The organism is Sphingomonas hankookensis (genome assembly GCF_028551275.1).
Classification (GTDB): Bacteria; Pseudomonadota; Alphaproteobacteria; order Sphingomonadales; family Sphingomonadaceae; genus Sphingomonas; species Sphingomonas hankookensis_A.
On record NZ_CP117025.1, the window covers coordinates 677,501 to 699,222 of the forward strand.

Genomic DNA, 21,722 nt, shown 5'->3' on the forward strand with positions numbered 1-21,722 from the left:
TCCTGCGAAGCGAAGCGAGCAAGACTAACCTCTATTGATGAAGCGAACGAGTTCCTCGTGGTTGACACGAGGTGGGACGGCGTTAGTACGCCGCTTCCGATTTTTGACATTGTGAATGGTTTTTTCAAATCGATGCCGTGAGGCGTTGGTTCGGAAGGGAAGCGCGAGCCGCAAGGTTCGTCAGCAACTCCGACGAAGCAGCGTTCATCACATCAAGGCTGAGCGATTTTCAACCACACCGATACAAGCCACGTGACACTGCTCTGCCGAGTTTCGTGTCGTCGTTCTAGCGAACGTCGATCCAGTGTTGTCGTTGGTGGTGTGGACTCTCAAGCGTGAGGTAAGGGCAATTCGTGGATGCCTTGGCATGTACAGGCGATGAAGGACGTGGCACGCTGCGATAAGCGTCGGTGAGGTGTGAGCAACCTTTGACCCGACGATTTCCGAATGGGGAAACCCACCTATCCGATTAATCCTGACTGTTGGAAACGGCATGCAGGGTTAATTGGGCAAGGTATCTTGAGACTGAATACATAGGTTTCGAGAAGCGAACCCGGCGAACTGAAACATCTCAGTACCCGGAGGAAAAGACATCAACCGAGATTCCGTTAGTAGTGGCGAGCGAACGCGGACCAGGCCAGTGCCTGATATTCAACTAGCAGAACGTTCTGGAAAGGACGGCCATAGCGGGTGACAGCCCCGTATGCGAAAGTGATGTATCAGGACTCGAGTAGGGCGGAACACGTGTAATTCTGTCTGAACATGGGGGGACCACCCTCCAAGCCTAAATACTCGTACATGACCGATAGCGAACTAGTACCGTGAGGGAAAGGTGAAAAGCACCCCGATGAGGGGAGTGAAACAGTACCTGAAACGGATTGCCTACAAGCAGTTGGAGCATCTTTAGGGTGTGACAGCGTACCTCTTGCATAATGGGTCTGTGACTTAATCTATCAAGCAAGCTTAAGCCGTTAGGTGTAGGCGCAGCGAAAGCGAGTCTGAATAGGGCGACTGAGTTTGATGGATTAGACCCGAAACCCGGCGATCTAGGCATGACCAGGATGAAGGTGGGGTAACACCCACTGGAGGTCCGAACCGATTAACGTTGAAAAGTTACCGGATGAGTTGTGTTTAGGGGTGAAAGGCCAATCAAGCCGGGAAATAGCTGGTTCTCCGCGAAAACTATTGAGGTAGTGCCTCGGATGGACACCTTATGGGGTAGAGCACTGGATGGTTGCGGGGGTCGCGAGATCTACCAATACTAACCAAACTCCGAATACATAAGAGTGATATCCGGGAGACAGACGGCGGGTGCTAAGGTCCGTCGTCAAAAGGGAAACAGCCCTGACCTACAGCTAAGGTCCCCAAGTCGTGTCTAAGTGGGAAAGCATGTGGGAATCCCAAAACAACCAGGAGGTTGGCTTAGAAGCAGCCATCCTTTAAAGAAAGCGTAACAGCTCACTGGTCTAAACAAGGGTTCCTGCGGCGAAGATGTAACGGGGCTCAAGACACGCACCGAAGCTTAGGGTGTACACTTTGTGTACGCGGTAGCGGAGCGTTCCGTACGCCTGTGAAGCGGTCTGGTAATGGACCGTGGAGGTATCGGAAGTGCGAATGCAGACATGAGTAGCGATAAAGAGGGTGAGATGCCCTCTCGCCGAAAGACCAAGGGTTCCTGCGCAAGGCTAATCCGCGCAGGGTGAGCCGGCCCCTAAGACGAGCCCGAAGGGGGTAGTCGATGGGAACCACGTTAATATTCGTGGGCCTGGTGGTGTGTGACGGATGGCGTGTGTTGTCGGATCTTATCGGATTGATCCGGCTTCGAAGCTGTCCCGGGAAATAGCCCCACCGTATAGACCGTACCCGAAACCGACACAGGTGGTCAGGTAGAGTATACCAAGGCGCTTGAGAGAAGTGTCCTGAAGGAACTCGGCAAATTGCCTCCGTACCTTCGGAAGAAGGAGGCCCTGATTAAGCGCAAGCTCTATCAGGGGGCACAGGCCAGGGGGTAGCGACTGTTTAGCAAAAACACAGGGCTCTGCTAAGTCGGCTTCAAGACGACGTATAGGGCCTGACGCCTGCCCGGTGCCTGAAGGTTAAGTGGAGGGGTGCAAGCTCTGAAATGAAGCCCAGGTAAACGGCGGCCGTAACTATAACGGTCCTAAGGTAGCGAAATTCCTTGTCGGGTAAGTTCCGACCTGCACGAATGGCGTAACGACTTCCCCACTGTCTCCAGGACATGCTCAGCGAAATTGAATTCTCCGTGAAGATGCGGAGTACCCGCGGTTAGACGGAAAGACCCCGTGCACCTTTACTGCAGCTTCAGAGTGGCATTAGGAAAGAACTGTGTAGCATAGGTGGGAGGCTTTGAAGCATTGGCGCCAGCCGGTGTGGAGCCATAGGTGAAATACCACCCTGTTGTTTTCTGATGTCTAACCTGCAACCATGAAACTGGTTGAGGGACCCTCTGTGGCGGGTAGTTTGACTGGGGCGGTCGCCTCCTAAAGAGTAACGGAGGCGCGCGAAGGTTGGCTCAGGACGGTTGGAAACCGTCTGTTAGAGTGCAATGGCATAAGCCAGCCTGACTGCGAGACTGACAAGTCGAGCAGAGACGAAAGTCGGTCATAGTGATCCGGTGGTCCCTCGTGGAAGGGCCATCGCTCAACGGATAAAAGGTACGCCGGGGATAACAGGCTGATAACCCCCAAGAGCTCATATCGACGGGGTTGTTTGGCACCTCGATGTCGGCTCATCACATCCTGGGGCTGGAGCAGGTCCCAAGGGTTTGGCTGTTCGCCAATTAAAGTGGTACGTGAGCTGGGTTCAGAACGTCGCGAGACAGTTTGGTCCCTATCTGCCGTGGGCGTCGAAATTTGAGAGGAGTTGCCCCTAGTACGAGAGGACCGGGGTGAACATGCCTCTGGTGTACCTGTCGTCGTGCCAACGGCGCAGCAGGGTAGCTATGCATGGACGGGATAACCGCTGAAAGCATCTAAGCGGGAAGCCTCCCTCAAGATAAGATTTCTTAGGACGGTCGGAGACCACGACCTCGATAGATCGGATGTGGAAGCGCAGTAATGCGTGAAGCTAACCGATACTAATTGTCCTATTCGCGCTTGAAACAGGTTTCCATAAAAGTACTACTTTTATGGATGCCAGAGAGTTCACACCCCCAACGTCAGCACTGGCTGACACACGTGGTTGAAACCCTCAGCCCTTGAAACACCGATTTGAAAAACATGTGCACCCGCTTCATTGCCTGGTGGCTATAGCGTTTGTGAACCACCCGATCCCATCCCGAACTCGGCCGTGAAACCAAACCGCGCCAATGGTACTACTGCCTAAGCAGTGGAAGAGTAGGTCGTCGCCAGGCATTGAAGCCGGTGCACATATCCATTCACACTCGTCATAACACCCCTTCCGCCCAACAGGGCGACCATGGTGGCGCGGGGTGGAGCAGCCCGGTAGCTCGTCAGGCTCATAACCTGAAGGTCACAGGTTCAAATCCTGTCCCCGCAACCAAACTATACAACACACGGCCCGCCTGTCGCAGACACACGGGCCGCTCGCGTTTCAACGACACACAGCCCCTGGCCGAAAGACCAGCGGGCTGTTCGCGTTTCTACCACGGTCCGAGGTTGGTCGCTCGAGATGCTATTCAGATCAATCGCGATGCGGGCAGGCAGCCCGTATCGCGATCTTGACGCTTTGCATGCGCTGCGCCTTATCCCCACACATCGCGCGCGACGTCCAGGACCAACCGCAGCTTCGCCGCCTGCTGCTCGACCTCGATGTCGTTGCCGTGGACCGTTGAGGAGAAACCGCATTGCGGCGACAGCGCCAGCTGGTCGAGGGGCGCGAAGCGGGCGGCTTCGTCGATGCGGCGCTTTACGTCGTCGGCGGATTCGAGGTCGCCGAGCTTGGTCGTCACCAGCCCCAGCACCACCGTCTTGCCCTTGGGCAAATGCCGCAGCGGTGCGAAGTCGCCCGAGCGGGGATCGTCATATTCGAGGAAATAGCCGTCAATCTCGAGTTGGTTGAACAGCACCTCGGCCACCGGTTCATAGCCGCCCTCCGCCGCCCAGGACGAGCGGAAGTTGCCGCGGCACAGATGGACGCAAACGGTCATGTCGTCGGGACGATCGCGGATCGATTCGTTGATAAGCCGCGCATAGAGCCGCGGCAGCGCATCCGGGTCCATGCCGCGCGCCCGCGCATTTTCGCGCTGGGTCGTGTCGCAGAGATAGGCGAGGTTGGTGTCGTCGAGCTGGAGATAGCGGCATCCCGCATCGGCGAGGCTGGCGATTTCCGCACGATAGGCGGCGGCAAGATCGGCGTAGAAATCCTCTAGATCGGGATAGGTCGCGACGTCGATCGCATCGCGCCCGCCGCGGAAGTGCAGCATTGTCGGCGACGGAATCGTCACCTTGGGCGTGCGCGTCGTGCAGCTGGCGAGAAATTCATAGTCGGCCCGCTGGATGTCGTGGGCATGGGCGACCTTGCCCGTGATCTTCATCACCGGTGGGGCATATTCCAACGCCTTGCCGCCGTGTTGGTGGAATTTTACTTGTGTGCCGCCCGCTTCCTCCACGCCATCGAGCTGGAGCAGGAAGTCGGTGTGGAAATAGGTGCGCCGGAATTCGCCATCGGTGATGCCCTGCAGCCCCAGATCCTCCTGGAAGCGGACCACGTCGCGGATTGCCGCATCCTCCGCCGCACGCAGCGCGTCCGCGTCGATCGCGCCGGCACGATACGCCTCGCGCGCCTCGATCAGTGCTTTGGGGCGAAGGAAACTGCCGACATGATCGGCCCGAAAGGGTGGGGTAGGCATCGTCTCTCTCCCGTCAGCCTGCAGTTATCCACAGGGGTTGTCCCGACTTATCCACAGTTATCCACAGGCTTGTGTGGATTATTGCGTGGACTGGCAATGCCGGTTGTCGGCGGCCACCATACCGGTATATGTTACCCCGCATAACAAAAAATTCCGGAGAGGGTGCACAAAGTGGCGCATGACCCACGCATAGCGATCGAGCAGGCACCGATGTCGCGGTTCCAATGGGGTATCGTCGCGACCATGATCGGGCTGAACGCGCTGGACGGATTCGACGTGCTGTCGATCAGCTTCGCTTCGCCCGGCATCGCCGCCGACTGGGGGATCGACCGTGCGGCGCTGGGCATCGTATTGTCGATGGAGCTGGTCGGCATGGCGATCGGATCGCTGCTGCTGGGCGGTGTCGCCGACCGGTTGGGGCGGCGCACGACGATCCTGTCGTGCCTGGCGCTGATGACATTGGGCATGTTGGGCGCGGCGAGCGCGGCGGGCATCGTCACCCTGTCGATCTGGCGGGTGCTGACCGGCCTAGGCATCGGCGGCATGCTGGCATCGACCAACGCCGCCGTCGCCGAAGCGGCCAATGCGAAGCATCGCTCGCTCGCCGTCGTGTTGATGGCGGCGGGCTATCCGATCGGGACCATTGTCGGCGGGTCGGTGTCGGCGGTTTTGCTCACCCATTATGACTGGCGCGCGGTGTTCGTGTTCGGGGCGCTGTGCAGCGCACTGTTCGTGCCGCTCGTGCTGTGGCGCGCACCGGAATCGGTCGCGTTCCTGATGCACCGTCGCCCGGCGAATGCGCTGGCAAGGATCAACGCGACCTTGAAGCGCATGGGCTATGCGCCCGTCGCAGCGCTGCCCGATCCCGAGCCGCGCGCGGTGGCCGCCAAGGCACCGGTCGTCGCGCTCTTCTCCCCACAACTGCTGCGCACCACGCTGGCGCTGACCATCGCCTATCTGGCGCATATCATGACCTTCTATTTCATTCTGAAATGGATTCCGAAGATCGTCGTCGACATGGGCTTTCCCGCGCCGCAGGCGGCGGGCGTGCTGGTCTGGGCCAGCATCGGCGGGGCGACGGGATCGCTGATCCTGGGGCTGCTGACCGGCAGGCTCCGGCTGCTGGCGCTGACCATCGGCGCAATGCTGTTGTCGACCGTGCTGGTGATCGTGTTCGGGCGGGCGCAGAGCGACCTGACCGGCCTGTCGATCGTCGCCGCCGCCGCCGGCTTCGCAACCAACGCCGGGGTGGTCGGCCTCTACGCGCTGGTCGCCGAGCGATTCCCGACGAGTGCCCGCGCCACCGCGACCGGCTTCGTCATCGGCATCGGCCGGGGCGGGGCGGCGCTGGCACCGATGGTCGCCGGGTTCCTGTTCGCCGCGGGATACGGGTTGCAGATCGTCGCGGTGCTGATGGGGATCGGGTCGCTGGTCGCGGCGGTCGCGCTGCTGCTGTTGCGGGGCAAGTCGGCGGTGGCGGCATAGCGGCGTGTCATCCGCAGAAGAAGAAGCGGGACCCCGGATCAAGCCCGGGGTGACGGGGAGGGGGCAGGCCGGTTGCACCTCAAGTGATTTGCCTGATTGACGCCGCCCGCGACTCGATTTAGGCTATGAAACATAACAAATCAGGAGAGGGCCGATGGCGTCCGCAGCAACATTCGACCGGATGAACCCCGTGACCGGTGCGGTCGCGACCACGGCCGAGGCGTTCGGTCCGGCAGAGGCGAATGCAGCGGTCGACGCCGCCGCCGCCGCCTTTCCCGCATGGTCGGCGCTCGGCCCCAATGCCCGCCGCGCCGCGCTGACCAAGGCGGCAGATGCGCTGGCCGGCAAGGCCGACCAGTTCGTCGATGCGATGATGGGCGAGATCGGCGCGACCGAGGGCTGGGCGCGGTTCAACCTGATGCTGGCGGTCGGCATGGTGCGCGAAGCGGCCGCGCTGACGACCCAGATCGGCGGCGAGGTGATCCCGTCGGACAAGCCGGGCTGCATCGCGATGGCGCTGCGCGAGCCGGTCGGCGTGATGCTGGGCATCGCGCCGTGGAACGCGCCGATCATCCTGGGCGTGCGCGCGGTCGCGGTGCCGCTGGCATGCGGCAACACGGTGGTGCTGAAGGCGAGCGAGCAATGCCCGCGTACCCACAGCCTGATCGCCGAAGCCTTTGCCGAGGCGCTGCCCGCCGGTGCGGTCTCGATCGTGACCAACGCGCCGCAGGACGCGGGTGAGGTCGTCGGCGCGCTGATCGACAACGCCCATGTCCGCCGGATCAACTTCACCGGATCGACCCATGTCGGCCGGATCATCGCCAAGCGTGCGGCCGAGCATCTGAAACCCGTGCTGCTGGAGTTGGGCGGCAAGGCGCCGTTGATCGTGCTGGAGGATGCCGACCTCGACGAAGCGGTCAAGGCGGCGGCGTTCGGCGCGTTCATGAACCAGGGCCAGATCTGCATGTCGACCGAGCGGATCATCGTCGTCGACGCGGTGGCGGACGCGTTCGTCGAGAAGTTCAAGGCGAAGGTCGCCACGATGGCGGTCGGCGATCCCCGCGAAGGCAAGACCCCGCTGGGTGCGGTGGTCGACCAGAAGACGGTCGATCACGTCAAATCGCTGATCGAGGATGCGGTCGGCGCCGGCGCGGTGCAGGTCAATGGCGGCGATGCGAACGGCGTGCTGATGCCGGCGCACGTCATCGACAAGGTGACGCCGGACATGAAGCTGTTTCGCGACGAGAGCTTCGGCCCGGTCGTCGGCATCATCCGCGCCCGCGACGAAGCCCATGCGATCGAGCTGGCCAACGATACCGAATACGGCCTGTCCGCGTCGGTCTTCACCCGCGACACCGCGCGGGGGCTAGGCGTCGCCAGGCGGATCAAGTCGGGCATCTGCCATGTCAACGGTCCCACCGTGCATGACGAGGCGCAGATGCCGTTCGGCGGGGTCAAGGCATCGGGCTATGGCCGGTTCGGCGGCAAGGCCGGGATCGACGCCTTTACCGAACTGCGCTGGGTCACGATCGAGACCCAGCCGGGCCATTATCCGATCTGACGCAACGGGCGCGCGGCGCGCCGGTCCCCTTTCCATCCGACATTCTCGCTGGCGAACATGCTCGCCGGCGCCTGCAGAAGGTTTGCACCATGACCGAATATAGCAGCAACGGCGTCGTCGCCTACGATGTCGAGGACCGCATCGCCTGGGTCCGGTTCAACCGGCCCGACAAGCGCAATGCGATGAGCCCGACGCTCAACCGCGACATGATGGAAGTGCTCGACGCGCTGGAATTCCGCGACGATGTCGGCGTGCTGGTGCTGTCGGGCGAGGGACCGGCCTGGACCGCCGGCATGGATCTGAAGGAATATTTCCGCGAAACCGAATCGCAGGGGCTGGCCGGCACGCGCAAGGCGCAGCGCGAGAGCTATGGCTGGTGGCGGCGGCTGCGCTGGTATCAGAAGCCGACCATCGCGATGGTCAATGGCTGGTGCTTCGGCGGCGGATACGGCCCGCTATTTTCCTGCGACTTGGCCTTTGCGGCGGAAGAGGCGAAGTTCGGCCTGTCGGAGATCAACTGGGGCATCCTGCCCGGCGGCGGCGCGACGAAGGTGGCGCAGGAGCTGCTGCCGTTCCGCAAGGCGATGTACCACGCGATGATGGGCGAGAATATCGATGGGCGGACCGCAGCCGAATGGGGCCTGGTCAACGAAGCGCTGCCGCTGGCGCAGCTGAAGGACCGGGTGACCGAGGTGGCCAAGGTGCTGCTGGCCAAGAATCCGGTGGCGCTCAAGGCGACCAAGGACGCGATGCGCCGGGTCGGCGTGATGAGCTATGACGATGCCGAGGACTATCTGGTCCGCGCGCAGGAAGCGGCCAATTCCTACGACAATGAAGGTCGCAAGGAAGGTATCCGCCAGTTCATCGACGAGAAGAGCTACAAGCCGGGGCTGGGCGCGTACGACAAGGACCGCGCCGGAGCCTGACCTGCTTAAAGTCCCTCCCCTCTAGGGGAGGGGTTGGGGCGGGGGATGCCTCGTCCGAGACCGCCGCTCGCCGCACTGCCCCACCCCAACCCCTCCCTTGAAGGGGAGGGGCTTCAGAGAACTGCCATGCCCGACCTTTCCCGCCTGCTCACCCCCCGTTCGGTCGTCATCGTCGGCGCGTCGCCGACGCCGGGGGCGTTGGGGAACTCCGTCCTGCGCAATCTCGAACGGCACGGCTATGCCGGCGACATCCACCTGATCAACCCGAAGCGCGACACGATCGACGGGCGGCCCTGCCTGCAATCGATCGACGACCTGCCCGACGGCGTCGATACGGCGGTGCTGGCGATTCCGGGGCCGGCGGTGCTGGGCGCGGTACAGGCGTTGGCGCGGCGGAACGTCGGCGCGGCGATCATCTTTTCGGCCGGGTTCGCCGAAGGGGGCGAGGAGGGTTTGGCCGCGCAGGCCGAGGTCGCACGGATCGCGGCCGAGTATGGCATGGTGGTCGAGGGGCCGAACTGCCTCGGGTTGGTCAACTATGCCGCCGGCGTGCCGCTGACCTTTGTCGAGGCGCCGGTGCTCGACCTGACGCACAAGCCTTCGGTCGGGATCGTCAGCCAGTCGGGCGCGATGGCGGTGGTGCTGGGCGCGACGCTGATGGCGAAGGACCTCGGCATCACCGCATCGGTGTCGACGGGGAACGAGGCGGCGTCGGGGGTCGAGGATTATGTCGAGCATCTGCTGGGCGATCCGCAGACGCTGGCCATCGCGATGATCGTCGAACAATTCCGCCAGCCTGCGCACTTCCTCAAACTGGCCGACCGCGCCCGCGCGGCGGGCAAGCCGATCGTCCTGCTCCATCCCGGTACGTCGAGCGCGGCGCGCGAAAGTGCCGCGACGCACACGGGTGCGATGGCGGGCGACTGGCAGCTGATGAAGGCGAAGGTCGAACGCGCCGGGGTCGTGCTGGTCGACAGCCTCGAAGCGCTGGGCGACGTTATCGACATCGCAGTGCGGGCGAAGCCGGTGCGGCGCGGCGGCACGGCGGTGCTGACCGAAAGCGGCGCGTTCAAGGCGCTGACGCTCGACCTGGCCGAGGCGATCGGCCTCGACCTGCCGGCGATGGCGGGGGAGACGGCGGCGGCGATGCGCGCGGCGGTGCCCGACTTCATTCCGGTGTCGAACCCGATGGACCTGACCGCGCAGGCGTTGGTCGATCCCGACCTGTATCGCCGTACGCTGATCCCGCTGCTGGCCGACGATGCCTATGCCGCGCTGGTGTTCGGCATCATCCAGACCGATGCCGCGACCTCTGCGCGCAAGTTTCCGCCGATCATCGATGCGGTGCGCGCGCTGGCGCCGGACAAGCCGGTGATCTTCGCCGGGCTGGACGATGGCGCACCGGTGCCGGGCGAATACATTGCCGGACTGCGCGCGATCGGCGTGCCGTACTTCCCGTCGCCCGACCGGGCGTTCCGGGCGCTGGGCCATCTGCTGCGCCATGCCGCGCGGGACTTTACGGCGGCGGAGGCGGCGCCGGTGACGCTCGACCTGCCCGGCGGAGTGATCCCCGAATATCGTGCGAAGGAGCTGCTGGCCCCGGTCGGCATTCCGTTCCCGGCGGGCGGGTTCGCCGCCGATGTGGCGGAAGCGCAGGCGATCGCGTCGCGCGTCGGCTATCCGGTCGCGATCAAAGCACAGGCGGCGGCGCTCAGCCACAAGAGCGATGCCGGCGGCGTCATCCTGAACATCGCCGACGATGATGCGCTTGCCGAGGCGTGGGAGCGGCTGTTCGCCAATGTCGCGGCCTATGACGCGTCGATCGCGCTCGACGGGGCGCAGGTCGAGGCGATGGGCAAGCGCGGGGTCGAGCTGATCGTCGGGGCGCGCAACGATCCGGAATGGGGGCCGGTGATCCTCGCCGGATTCGGCGGGGTGACCGCCGAGCTGCTCCACGACGTCCGGCTGTTGGCCGTGGACCTGACCCCGGACGCCATCGTCGCCGAACTGCGCGCGCTGAAGCAGGGGGCGCTGTTCGACGGCTATCGCGGCAGCCCCGCGCTCGACGTGGAGGCGGTGGCGGTGTTGATCGCCGGGCTGGGGCGCGTGCTGGCGGGAAGCCCCACGATCCGCGAGATCGATCTGAACCCGGTCGTCGTCTATCCGAAGGGTGAGGGGGTGGTCGCGCTCGACGCGCTGATCCTTGCCGACGCAGAGTAGCGGCGTCCCTCGCCCAATGATAGCAATGTAGCATTACAGTTATTGACAATAGCGTTTGACGGCGTAGCCTGTGGATAAAGGGGAGCGACAGATCTCCCCGTCTTGGGAGGATGCTATGACTGGCCTTCGTTCGACGATGGTTGCCGCCCTGCATTGTCATGCCGCGATCGGCGCGCTGGCAATCGCCGCCATCCCTGCCGCCGCCGCCGCGCAAGAGGTGGCGCAGGACGCGCCCGCTGCCACCGCCGAGGCGGAGGAGGGCGAGATCATCGTCACCGCCCGCCGCCGCGCGGAAAGCCTGCAGGACACGCCGGTCGCGATTTCGGCGTTCACTTCGGAAATGCTCGACCAGCGCCAGATCGTGCAGACGCAGGATCTGGAACGCATCACCCCCAGCCTGCAATTCAAGCCTGCCGGCCAGCTGTCGGGCAACAGCGCGGCATCGGTGGTGTTCATCCGCGGCGTAGGCCAGGTCGATCCGACCGCGGCGGTCGATCCGGGCGTCGGCATCTATCTCGATGAAGTCTATCTCGGCCGCGCGGTCGGCGGGGCGATCGATTTCGGCGATATCGATGGCGTCGAGGTGCTGCGCGGGCCGCAGGGCACGCTGTTCGGGCGTAACACCATCGGCGGCGCGATCCTGGTGCGCACCCGCCAGCCGGAAATGGGCAAGACCAGCGTCCGCGCGCGCCTCCGCGTCGGTGACTATAATCTGCGCGAAGGGTTCGCGGCGGTGAACGTGCCGCTGGGTGAGACGCTGGCGGCGCGCGTGTCGGGCGGGTTCCGCCGCCGCGACGGCTATGTCATCCGCGCGTTCGACGGCCTCGATCTCGGCAACGAGAATGGCTATTCGTTGAACGGCGCGCTGAAATGGGAGCCGTCGGACCAGTTCGACCTGTTCCTGCGCGCCGATTATTCGCGCCGCGACGAACATGGCGCACCCTTCGTGCTGGCCGGGGTCAATGAACAGGCGCCGGTCGCCGCCATCGCCAGCGTCGCCGCCGGCTGCCCCGGTGCGACCATCCCCTTCGCACCGATCGTGCCGGGCGACCCGCGCTTCGGCGCGCCCAACGTGCCGCTGATCAACGATGCGCGCTGCGCCAACGATTTGCAGGCGAAGGGCGATTTCGTGAACGGCGGCAACGCGCCGGTCATGAGCATGTCGGAGGTGTGGGGGGTCGCCGGCACCGCCAACATCCACCTGACCGATCAGGCGCTGGTGAAGCTCATCACCGCCTATCGCGAAACCAGCTCGCGCGGCGTGCGCGATGCCGACAACACGCCCTTGACGCTCATCACCACCGATGTCGCGGCGCAGTCGGCACAGTTCAGCCAGGAGGTCCAGCTCCAGCTCGATTTCGGCAAGGTCAGCGGCATCCTTGGCGGCTATTATTTCAACGAAACCACCGACGAGCGTGCGACGGTCTTCCTCGCCTTCCCGCCGTCGCCGCCGGTCATCCGCTCGCTGCTGGCCGGCGGCCCCGGCAGCCGCGACCTTCAGGTGTCGCGCCTGAAGACCAATTCGGTCGCGCTGTTCGGGGAGGCGACCTGGTCCCCGACCGATCGGCTCGAACTGAGCGGGGGCCTGCGCTACACGTCGGACCGCAAATATTATCAGGGAACGGTGCTGAACCTGTTCCCCGCGACCCAGCCCGATCCCAACCCGCTGCCGCAGCTGGCGACGACGCAGGGCGGGCCGCTGTTCATCTTTCCGCGCCCGTTCCAGCGCGATTTCGCCGCGCTCACCGGCTCGGCCAGCGTGCAATATCGCTGGAGTGGCGCGGTCAGCACCTATGCGTCCTATGCCAAGAGCTTCAAGTCGGGTGGCTTCAACACCCGCTATAACGCGGCGACGTCGAACAACCTGCCGGTGCCCTTCGCCGACGAAAGCGTCACCAGCTACGAAGTCGGCATGAAGACCAATATCGGCCGGCTGCGGCTGAACCTCGCCGCGTTCCAGGCGGAATATCAGGATATCCAGCTGATCTTCCGCCAAGGGGTCGTGCCGTTGCTGTTCAACGCCGGCGAAGCGCGCATCCGCGGGTTCGAGGCGGAGGCGAACTGGCGCGCGCCGTGGGGCCTGATGGTCGATGGCGGGCTGAGCGTGCTCAAGGACAAGATCAAGAGCATCACCCCGATCCCGGGTGCGACTGCCACCGTGACGCCGAACGACGATCTGCCCTTCACCCCCGACCTGCAGGCCAATCTCGGGCTGGCGTACAAGATCGAGCTGGGCAACGGCATGACGCTGACCCCGCGTGTCGATGGCAGCTATACGTCGAAGATCACCTTCATCACCGGCAGCATCCCGATCATCGAAGAGGATGGCTATTTCGTCGGCAACGGATCGGTCGGCCTGAAGCTCGCCAACGGCATCGAGATCAGCGCCGGAGTGAACAACATCCTCGACCAGCGCTACCTGATCCAGGGCAACGCCTCGCTCGCGACGCTCGGCTATGCGGAGCGCATCTTCGCCCGGCCGCGCAACTGGTTCGCGCAGCTGTCGGCGTCGTTCTGATCGACGACCACCCCACCCCTTCGTCGTCACCCCGGGCTTGACCCAGGGTCCCGCTTCTTGTCCGCCGCTGGAAGAAGAAGCGGGACCCCGGATCAAGTCCGGGGTGACGGGAAGGGATGCTCCCGCCTTCGCGGGAATGACGAACGGCACGCGTGCCACCACGCTTGTCACGCCCCACGAAACCCGCCTAGTCGTCGGACAACCCCCAAGCGGAGCGCATCTTGTCCCACGACCCTGCCCAGAGCGACGTCCTCATCATCGGATCGGGTGCCGCCGGCCTGACCGCCGCGCTGCATCTGGCCGAGCGGTTCCGCGTGACGGTGCTGGCCAAGGGCGCGCTGAACGAAGGGTCGACCGCGTGGGCGCAGGGCGGGATCGCCGCCGTCCTCGAACCCGGCGACACGTTCGAAAACCATGTCGAGGACACGATGGTCGCGGGCGCGGGCCTGAACGACCGGGCGATCGTCGAGTTCGTGGTCGAATCCGCGCCGGCGGCGATCGAGCGGCTGGCGTCGCTGGGCGTACCGTTCAACATGGACGGCGAGGCGCTGCACCTGACGCGCGAGGGCGGCCATTCGCACCGCCGCATCGTCCATGTCGACGACGCGACCGGCTGGGCGGTACAGGAGGCGCTGATCCGCGCGGCGAAGGCGCATCCCAACATCACCCTGCTGCCGGACATGGTCGCGGTCGATCTCGCGACCAGCCGGCACGAGCAGCGCTATTCGGGTGCGGGCAATGTGTGGGGGGTCTATGCCTTCAACCGCGCCACCGACCGGGTCGAGCTGTTCACCGCGCGCGCGACGATCCTCGCGACCGGCGGGGCAGGGCGCACCTATCTGTTCAGCACCGCGCCGCGCGGAGCCACCGGCGACGGCATCGCGATGGCGTGGCGCGCCGGGTGTCGCGTCTCGAACATGGAATTCATGCAGTTCCACCCGACCTGCCTCTATAATCTGGAGGTCAAGAACTTCCTGATCACCGAAGCGGTGCGGGGTGAGGGCGGCAAGCTGATCAACCCGACGACGGGCAAGAATTTCATGCCCTATTACGACCCGCGCGCCGAACTGGCCCCGCGCGACATCGTGGCGCGGGCGATCGATGCGGAGATCAAGCGCTTCGGGCTCGACTACGTCCATCTCGACATCAGCCACATGGACCCGGCGTTCGTGCGCGGCCATTTTCCCAATATCTACGAGAAGCTGCTGGGCCTCGGCATCGACATGACCACCCAGCCGATCCCGGTGGTGCCGGCGCAGCATTATACGTGCGGCGGGGTGGTGATCGACCGCGATGGGCGCACCGACCTGCCCGGCCTCTATGCGGTGGGCGAGGTATCGCAATCGGGGCTGCACGGCGCCAACCGCCTTGCGTCCAACTCGCTGCTCGAATGTTTCGTGTTCGGCGAAGCGGCGGCGAAGGACATTGCCGCGCGCTGGGACGCGCTGCCGCCGCCGCCCGCGATCCGGGGCTGGGACGAAAGCCGGGTGACCGATTCCGACGAAGAGGTGGTCATCAAGCAGAACTGGACCGAAATCCGCCGCTTCATGTGGAATTATGTCGGTATCGTCCGCTCGACCAAGCGGCTGGAGCGGGCGCGCCACCGCATCGCAATGCTGACCGAGGAGGTCGCCGATTATTACGGCCATTTCCGCGTGACCGCCGACCTGATCGAACTGCGCAACCTGTTGCAATCGGCCGACCTGATCGTGCGCTCGGCGCTCAAGCGGCAGGAGAGTCGCGGGCTGCACTATACGCTGGATTATCCGGAAGCCGCGGCGGAGGCCGTCGATACGATCCTGGTTCCCTGACGCTCGCCGGACCCGGTAACCATTCGTCGTCCATCCGGGGGGATTCGTCGCAAGCGTCGCCGTACGCCCTGTTATGTTAACACACGGACAAGCATGGTCGGGCCACGTTCCGGGGTGAGATGGTCGCGCAGATGATAAATCGAATCGGGTCGCGCGAGGCGGCCCTGATGGTGGCGGTTGTGGCATTGGGCGGCGCCGGGCTGGCGACGCGGACCTTGCCGCCGACGGCACAGGCCGCCGCGCCGCGCTATGCGGTGCCGGTGCCGCTGCCGGCACAGACCCGGCCGGCGCCGCCGGCGTTGGTGTCGGCGATCAATGCGCTGGGCGGCGGGTTCCAGGGCAAGGTCGGCATCGCGGTGCGCAGCATCGATGATGGCTGGGTCGTCGGTCATGCCATGGACGAACGCATGCCGCAGCAATCGGTCAGCAAGCTGTGGGTCGCGCTGACCGTGATGAATGCTGTCGACGAGGGGCGGCTGGCGCTGACCACGCCGGTCACGATCACCCGCAGCGACCTGACGCTGTTTCACCAGCCGATCGCCTATCTGATGAAGGACGGCGTGTTCCGGACGACCGTCGGCGACCTGCTGCGCCGCGCGCTGACGATGAGCGACAATACCGCGAACGACAAGCTGCTGAACCTTGCCGGCGGGCCGGTCGCGGTGCGCGACTTCATCGCCAGCCGGGGCCTGGGCAATATCCGCTTCGGTCCGGGCGAGCGGCTGTTGCAGGCGAAGACCGCCGGGCTGCCGTGGAAACAGGAATATTCGCAGGGCAATGCCTTTGCCCAGGCGCGCTCACGGCTCGACCCCAATGTCCGCCGTGCCGCGTACCAGGCCTATGTGTCCGATCCGCCCGATGGCGCGGGGGCAGGTGCGATCGCCGATGCGCTGGCGCGGCTGCACCACGGCATGCTGCTGACCCCGCAATCGACCAGCTGGCTGCTCGACACGATGAGCCACACCCGCACCGGCCGCGCCCGCATCCGCGCCGCGCTGCCCGCCGGATGGAGCGTCGCGCACAAGACCGGCACCGGACAGGATCTGGGCGGGCGCACCGCGGGCTTCAACGATGTCGGCATCCTGACCGCCCCCGATGGCAAATCCTATGCCATCGCGGTGCTGATCGGCGACACCTCCCGCCCGGTGCCCGAACGCCAGCAACTGATCCAGACGGTCGTGTCGTCGATCGTCGCGGTGCACGGCGGGTAGGCTCACGACCCGTATCCCCGCGCGGGCGGGGATCCAGAGCCACGGACGACATCGCTGATAACCCTGGACCCCCGCCTGCGCGGGGGTACGGTCTATCGCTTCGCCAACACCCTCGGCCCGACACCCTTATCGGTGATCACCACCGGCACGATGCTGCCGTCGCTGCGGAAATGCAGGCGGTCGATGGCGACTTCGCGGTGGTTGCCGTCGGTTTCGGTCAGCGGGCGGCGGTGATAGACGATATACCAGTCGTCGGTGCCGGGGATCTGCAGCAACGAATGATGCCCCGCGCCGCGCGCGACCCGGGCGTCCTGCTGCAGCACGACGCCGCGCGGGGTGAACGGGCCCAGCGCAGTGGGACCGGTGGCATAGGCGACGCGATAGTCCGGCCCGGTCCAGTCGCCCTCCGACCACATCAGATAATAGACGCCGCCCCGCTTGGCCATGAACGGCCCCTCGACATAATCGGGCGAGGGCGTGATCGATTTGAACGTCGTGCCATCGGCGAACGGCACGATCCCGGTCAGCGTATCGGACAGCCGCACGACGTTGCAGTGCTTCCATCCGCCATAATAAAGATAGACCTGCCCGTCATCGTCGCGAAACGCCATCTGGTCGATCGGCTGCGCGCCGTTCACGATCCGGCCGATCAGCGGCTTGCCGATCGCGTCGCGAAACGGCCCCTCCGGCCGGTCCGCCACCGCGACGCCGATGCCGCCCGTCTGCGCATCGTTCTTGATGTCGTTCGCGCCGAAGAACAGATAATAGCGCCCGCGATGCTCGATCGCCGAGGGCGCCCATAGCGAATAGGCGGCCCAGCCGACGCGTTCGACGTCCAGCACGCGGGGATGCCGCGTCCAGTGCGCGAGGTCGGGCGAGGAAAAGGCGTCGAGGAAGGTCTGCCGCAGGAACGGGTGCCAGATATGCGGGGCTTTGCGCTCCTGCACCTGCCATGGCGTGAAGCAGCTCGGCGGCGCGGGCGTGCCCTGGTCCGCCGAATAGGTCGGATAGATCCAGTAGCGGTCGCCGAAGATGCGGATTTCGGGATCGGCATACCAGCCGGGAAAGGCCGGATTGGCGGCCAGCACCGCGCGCGGGAATGCCAGCGACGCGCCGAGTCCGGCGATCAGCGTACGACGATCGATCCGAAGATCAGCGATAATCGGCGATCGCATAGGTCCCTTCCTCCGCCGCCACGCGCGGCCCAACGATCGCGACCGCTGCGCCGGCCGCCTTGCCTGCCGCGACTCCGGCCGGTGCATCCTCGAACACCAGGCAGTCCTCGGTCGCCACGCTCAGCCGCTCGGCGGCGAGGCGGAAGCCCTGCGGATCGGGCTTGCCTTGCGTCACGTCTTCGGCGGTGACGAATACATCCGGAACGGGCAGGCCGATCGCGCGCAGCCGCACCTCGGCCAGGTTGCGCGGCGCGGAGGTGACGATTGCCCATTCGTACGGCGCCAGCCCTTCGATCAGCGCATGGATGCCATCGATCGCGACGATGCCGTCGACATCCGCCAGCTCGGCGGCGTTCAGCCAGGCGGCCTCGGCTTCGATATCCATGTCCGGCGTGGCGAAGCGGCGCACCGTATCCTCGCCGCGCACCCCGTGGCACACCGCGATCAGCGCCTCGGCATCGATGCCGTGCCGGTCGCACCAGCGCCGCCACACGCGCTCGACCGCTTGAGAAGAATCGAGCAGCGTTCCGTCCATGTCGAACAGGAAGGCGGCGTAGTCGGTGTTGCGGAACGACGGCATCGCGGCGTCGTACCGGGTGGCGGCGGGGGAGGCAAATGAACCTCGGCGCCATCTCTCCGAACGTGCCCCCGCGCAGGCGGGGGCCCAGAGCCAAGGCAAAACAGGCGCCTGCGTGCGCCACTCTGGACCCCCGCCTGCGCGGGGGTACGTTATCGGTGCGGAAGCGTGCTGCGCCTCAATGCCGGAAGTGGCGCATCCCGGTGAACACCATCGCCAGCCCCGCCTCGTCCGCCGCAGCGATGACTTCGTCGTCGCGGATCGAGCCGCCCGGCTGGATCACCGCCGTCGCCCCTGCCTCGACCGCGGCCAGCAAGCCGTCGGCGAAGGGGAAGAACGCGTCCGACGCGACCGCCGAACCGATGGTGCGGGCTTCGCTCCAGCCGGCCTTGTCGGCTGCATCCTTCGCCTTCCACGCGGCGATACGCGCCGATTCCAGCCGGTTCATCTGCCCCGCGCCGATGCCCGCCGTGCTGCCGCCCTTGGCATAGACGATCGCGTTCGACTTCACATGCTTGGCGACGGTCCACGCGAAGCGGCAATCGGCCAGTTCTTGGCTAGTCGGCTGGCGTTTGGTCACGACCTTCAGCTCGACCTGATCGAGGTTGCCGGCATCGCGCGACTGGACCAGCAGCCCGCCGGCGATGGTCTTGACCATCAGCCCGCCGCGCGCCGGATCGGGCAGCTCGCCGGTCAGCAGCAGGCGGAGGTTCTTCTTGGCCGCGAACACCGCCTTCGCCTCGTCATCGGCGGAAGGGGCGGCGACGACTTCGGTGAAGATGCCGCTGATCGCGCGGGCGGTTTCGCCGTCGAGCGGACGGTTGACCGCAATGATCCCGCCGAACGCCGACACGCTGTCGCAGGCGAGCGCCGCCTGATACGCCTCGATCAAGGTTTCGCCGGTCGCGACGCCGCACGGATTGGCGTGCTTGACGATGACCACGGTCGGCGGGCCGTCGCGGAATTCGCTGACCAGCTCCAGCGCGGCATCGGCGTCGTTATAATTATTGTAGCTCAGCGCCTTGCCCTGCACCTGTTCGGCCTGCGCGATGCCACGGGCGGCGGGGCCGCGCGGGATGTAGAGCGACGCCGACTGGTGCGGATTCTCGCCATAGCGCAGCTCGGCCCCACGGGTGAAGGCGAGGGGGAGCGTGTCGGGGAATGCCTGCCCCTGATCGGCAACGGCGAACCACTGCGCGATCGCCGAGTCGTACGCGGCGGTCGCGGCATAGGCCTTGGCGGCGAAGCGGCGGCGGGTGGCGAGCGTCGTCGCGCCGCCGGTTTCGGCCAGTTCGGCGATCAGCGCGGCATAGTCGGCCGGATCGGTGACGATCGCCACCGCGTCATGGTTCTTCGCCGCCGAACGCACCATCGACGGGCCACCGATGTCGATATTCTCGATGATCGTGTCGCGGTCGGCGCCCTTGGCGACGGTCGCTTCGAACGGATAGAGGTTCACGACGACGATATCGATCGCGCCGATCGCATGTTCGTTCATCGACGCGACGTGCTGCGGATTGTCGCGCACCGCCAGCAGCCCGCCATGGACCACCGGGTGCAGCGTCTTGACCCGCCCATCCATCATTTCGGGAAAGCCGGTCAGCTCCGAAATGTCACGGACGTTGAGGCCTGCATCGCGCAAGGCGCTGGCCGTGCCGCCGGTGGAAACCAGCTCGACGCCATGGCTGGCAAGGGCGGTGGCGAGGTCGACGATGCCGCTCTTGTCGGAGACCGAGAGGAGCGCGCGCTGTGCGGTGACATGATCCATGGCCGCGCCCTTTCGCGCGAATGCGGCGGCGGGGCAAGGGGGCGCGACTTGCGACTTTCGGCGGGCGGGCGTACCCTGCGCCCCGCCCCAAACGGAGTCGGTACGATGGTCCAGTCCCTGCGCTGAACCGGCGGCAGGTCCGCCGCACGATCACTCGTACCGGGATTCCATCATGCAACGTCTGCAATCGAAACTCTGCGTCGTCACCGGCGCGGCGCGCGGGATCGGCCATGCCATCGCCACGCGCTTCCATGAAGAGGGCGGCATTGTCGTCCTGACCGATATCGACGCCCACGCCGGACAGGCCGCCGCCGATGCGCTCGGCTGTCGCTTCCTGCCGCTCGACGTGCGCGAGGAGGGTGACTGGGCGCGGCTGGCCGCCGAGGTGCCGGTCGCCGATGTCGTGGTCAACAATGCCGGGGTGACCGGGTTCGAAGGCGGCATGGTCGCCCACGATCCCGAACATGCGTCGCTCGACGACTGGCGCGCGGTCCATGCCGTCAATCTCGACGGCACCTTTCTCGGCTGTCGCTATGCGATCGGTGCGATGAAGGTCGCGGGGACGGGATCGATCATCAACATTGCGTCGCGTTCGGGCCTGGTCGGCATTCCCGGCGCGGCGGCCTATGCTTCGTCGAAGGCGGCGATCCGCAACCATAGCAAGAGCGTCGCGCTCTATTGCGCGCAACAGGGCTGGCGCATCCGCTGCAACTCGGTCCATCCCGCGGCGATCCTGACGCCGATCTGGGAACCGATGCTGGGCGACGGGCCGGACCGGGAGGCGCGGATGGCGGCATTGGTCGCCGACACCCCGCTCAAGCGCTTCGGTCTGCCGGAGGAAGTCGCGGCGGTCGCAGCGATGCTCGCGTCGGACGAGGCGGCGTATCTGACCGGGACCGAGGTCAATATCGATGGCGGGCTGCTCGCCGGATCGGCGGCAGCGCCCGGATAGGCGATTCCTCACCGTCGCTCCAGCGAAGGCTGGAGCCTCCTGCGGCGAGGCGCGCGCTTCGTCACGAGGAGACCCCAGCCTGCGCTGGGGTGACGGATATTGTCCCGGACTACCCCTTCTTCACCGACATCGGCGCGGCACAGCCATAGGCGTCGTGATAGGATTGCCCCCAGCAGCGCAGGAAACCGTCGAGGACGTTGAGGTTCATCGGCCAGCGCACCGTCATCGGCTTGCCGTCCGGCCCGCGCGCATTGGCCAGTTCGGGCGGTTTCGGCAGCACGGCCAGCGCGGCACGGGCGCGCTCCAGACCCGCCCGGTCGCCGCGCAGGAAGGCGATGCTGCCATCGACATACAGATTCCAGCCCCAGGCCTGGTCCTTGTCCGCCGGCTTGCGGCTTTGCTCGAACAGCGCGATCGCCTGTTCGGTCTGGCCGAGTTCGGCGCGCATCTGTCCCTCGTGCCAGAACAGGATCCTGGCATCCGGCTTGTCGGACGGGTGCGCGGTGCGCCAGTCGCGGATCAGGTCGGCAGCTTCGACCATGCAGCCCCGCTTCGACAGCGCGCGCCAGCCGCCGTCCATGTCCTGATCGAACGCCTGCTGGTCCAGCGCGAGCATTGCCGCCCGGTCGAACCGGCAATCCGGGGCAGCGGCACCCAGCAATGCGACGACCAGCAACAGCATCGATC

The 21,722-nt window shown here is 65.3% G+C and carries 13 protein-coding genes, 1 tRNA gene and 2 rRNA genes; 11 read left to right on the top strand and 5 right to left on the bottom strand.

The annotated features are described in order from the left end of the window. Positions 1-330: 330 nt before the first annotated feature. From PPZ50_RS03355 to PPZ50_RS03365, 3 genes are all read left to right on the top strand, one after another. A 23S ribosomal RNA gene (locus tag PPZ50_RS03355) occupies positions 331-3,121 on the top strand. A 137-nt stretch (positions 3,122-3,258) separates the two neighbouring features. After that, positions 3,259-3,373, top strand: a 5S ribosomal RNA gene (gene rrf, locus PPZ50_RS03360). A 72-nt stretch (positions 3,374-3,445) separates the two neighbouring features. After that, positions 3,446-3,522 (top strand) — tRNA-Met (locus PPZ50_RS03365). Positions 3,523-3,724: 202 nt separating this feature from the next. Here PPZ50_RS03365 and PPZ50_RS03370 read toward each other — a convergent pair. Then, positions 3,725-4,831, bottom strand: coding sequence for a 5-methyltetrahydropteroyltriglutamate--homocysteine S-methyltransferase (locus tag PPZ50_RS03370; RefSeq protein WP_066690007.1), 1,107 nt, complete (start codon positions 4,829-4,831; stop codon positions 3,725-3,727). Positions 4,832-5,041: 210 nt separating this feature from the next. On the opposite strand from PPZ50_RS03370, the gene PPZ50_RS03375 reads away from it, so the two are divergent. From PPZ50_RS03375 to bla, 7 genes are all read left to right on the top strand, one after another. Further along, on the top strand, positions 5,042-6,316 hold the full coding sequence (locus PPZ50_RS03375) for an MFS transporter (protein ID WP_126015047.1): 1,275 nt from the start codon (positions 5,042-5,044) through the stop codon (positions 6,314-6,316). Between the two features lie 154 nt (positions 6,317-6,470). Next, the gene (locus PPZ50_RS03380) at positions 6,471-7,877 is read left to right on the top strand and encodes an aldehyde dehydrogenase (RefSeq protein ID WP_066690010.1); all 1,407 of its coding nucleotides are present in this window, start codon (positions 6,471-6,473) and stop codon (positions 7,875-7,877) included. Positions 7,878-7,966: 89 nt separating this feature from the next. Continuing rightward, positions 7,967-8,803, top strand: a complete 837-nt coding sequence (locus tag PPZ50_RS03385; RefSeq protein WP_066690011.1) for a p-hydroxycinnamoyl CoA hydratase/lyase — start codon at positions 7,967-7,969, stop codon at positions 8,801-8,803. Positions 8,804-8,929: 126 nt separating this feature from the next. Next, positions 8,930-11,023 (top strand): acetate--CoA ligase family protein, encoded by a 2,094-nt coding sequence (locus tag PPZ50_RS03390; protein WP_066690012.1) that lies wholly within the window; start codon positions 8,930-8,932, stop codon positions 11,021-11,023. Between the two features lie 115 nt (positions 11,024-11,138). Next, positions 11,139-13,541 carry a TonB-dependent receptor gene (locus tag PPZ50_RS03395; protein ID WP_232307942.1) on the top strand — a complete coding sequence of 801 codons (2,403 nt, stop codon included), beginning with the start codon at positions 11,139-11,141 and terminating at the stop codon, positions 13,539-13,541. Positions 13,542-13,762: 221 nt separating this feature from the next. Next, a complete protein-coding gene (gene nadB, locus PPZ50_RS03400) occupies positions 13,763-15,352 on the top strand; it encodes an L-aspartate oxidase (protein ID WP_066690018.1) in 1,590 nt (529 codons plus the stop codon). Positions 15,353-15,483: 131 nt separating this feature from the next. Next, positions 15,484-16,563: a class A beta-lactamase gene (bla, locus tag PPZ50_RS03405; RefSeq protein WP_272815709.1), complete on the top strand. Its 1,080-nt coding sequence runs from the start codon at positions 15,484-15,486 to the stop codon at positions 16,561-16,563. Positions 16,564-16,655: 92 nt separating this feature from the next. On the opposite strand, the gene PPZ50_RS03410 is transcribed toward bla, so the two are convergent. The 3 genes from PPZ50_RS03410 to purH all read right to left on the bottom strand — a co-directional run bounded on the left by PPZ50_RS03410 (position 16,656) and on the right by purH (position 20,083). Further along, on the bottom strand, positions 16,656-17,738 hold the full coding sequence (locus PPZ50_RS03410; protein ID WP_084401531.1) for a glycoside hydrolase family 43 protein: 1,083 nt from the start codon (positions 17,736-17,738) through the stop codon (positions 16,656-16,658). Then, on the bottom strand, positions 17,716-18,318 hold the full coding sequence (locus PPZ50_RS03415) for an HAD-IA family hydrolase (protein WP_126015045.1): 603 nt from the start codon (positions 18,316-18,318) through the stop codon (positions 17,716-17,718). The genes PPZ50_RS03410 and PPZ50_RS03415 overlap by 23 nt, the downstream gene beginning before the upstream one ends. 175 nt (positions 18,319-18,493) lie before the next feature. Next, on the bottom strand, positions 18,494-20,083 hold the full coding sequence (gene purH / locus PPZ50_RS03420) for a bifunctional phosphoribosylaminoimidazolecarboxamide formyltransferase/IMP cyclohydrolase (protein WP_066690022.1): 1,590 nt from the start codon (positions 20,081-20,083) through the stop codon (positions 18,494-18,496). A gap of 172 nt (positions 20,084-20,255) precedes the next feature. Between purH and PPZ50_RS03425 the strand changes: the two genes are divergently transcribed. Beyond that, positions 20,256-21,035 (top strand): SDR family oxidoreductase, encoded by a 780-nt coding sequence (locus PPZ50_RS03425; protein WP_066690024.1) that lies wholly within the window; start codon positions 20,256-20,258, stop codon positions 21,033-21,035. Between the two features lie 109 nt (positions 21,036-21,144). Here the strand turns inward: PPZ50_RS03425 and PPZ50_RS03430 are convergent, their stop codons facing one another. Beyond that, positions 21,145-21,717, bottom strand: a complete 573-nt coding sequence (locus PPZ50_RS03430; RefSeq protein ID WP_066690026.1) for a hypothetical protein — start codon at positions 21,715-21,717, stop codon at positions 21,145-21,147. Between the last annotated feature and the right edge of the window lie 5 nt (positions 21,718-21,722).

What these genes read in the sequence shown, in the direction of transcription:
- PPZ50_RS03395 (WP_232307942.1), top strand. Translation starts at nt 11,139, where the DNA reads ATGACTGGCCTTCGTTCGACGATGGTTGCCGCCCTGCATTGTCATGCC.
- PPZ50_RS03385 (WP_066690011.1), top strand. Translation starts at nt 7,967, where the DNA reads ATGACCGAATATAGCAGCAACGGCGTCGTCGCCTACGATGTCGAGGAC.
- PPZ50_RS03415 (WP_126015045.1), bottom strand. Translation starts at nt 18,318, where the DNA reads ATGCCGTCGTTCCGCAACACCGACTACGCCGCCTTCCTGTTCGACATG.
- PPZ50_RS03380 (WP_066690010.1), top strand. Translation starts at nt 6,471, where the DNA reads ATGGCGTCCGCAGCAACATTCGACCGGATGAACCCCGTGACCGGTGCG.
- purH (WP_066690022.1), bottom strand. Translation starts at nt 20,083, where the DNA reads ATGGATCATGTCACCGCACAGCGCGCGCTCCTCTCGGTCTCCGACAAG.
- PPZ50_RS03410 (WP_084401531.1), bottom strand. Translation starts at nt 17,738, where the DNA reads ATGCGATCGCCGATTATCGCTGATCTTCGGATCGATCGTCGTACGCTG.
- PPZ50_RS03425 (WP_066690024.1), top strand. Translation starts at nt 20,256, where the DNA reads ATGCAACGTCTGCAATCGAAACTCTGCGTCGTCACCGGCGCGGCGCGC.
- PPZ50_RS03370 (WP_066690007.1), bottom strand. Translation starts at nt 4,831, where the DNA reads ATGCCTACCCCACCCTTTCGGGCCGATCATGTCGGCAGTTTCCTTCGC.
- bla (WP_272815709.1), top strand. Translation starts at nt 15,484, where the DNA reads ATGATAAATCGAATCGGGTCGCGCGAGGCGGCCCTGATGGTGGCGGTT.
- PPZ50_RS03390 (WP_066690012.1), top strand. Translation starts at nt 8,930, where the DNA reads ATGCCCGACCTTTCCCGCCTGCTCACCCCCCGTTCGGTCGTCATCGTC.
- PPZ50_RS03375 (WP_126015047.1), top strand. Translation starts at nt 5,042, where the DNA reads ATGTCGCGGTTCCAATGGGGTATCGTCGCGACCATGATCGGGCTGAAC.
- PPZ50_RS03430 (WP_066690026.1), bottom strand. Translation starts at nt 21,717, where the DNA reads ATGCTGTTGCTGGTCGTCGCATTGCTGGGTGCCGCTGCCCCGGATTGC.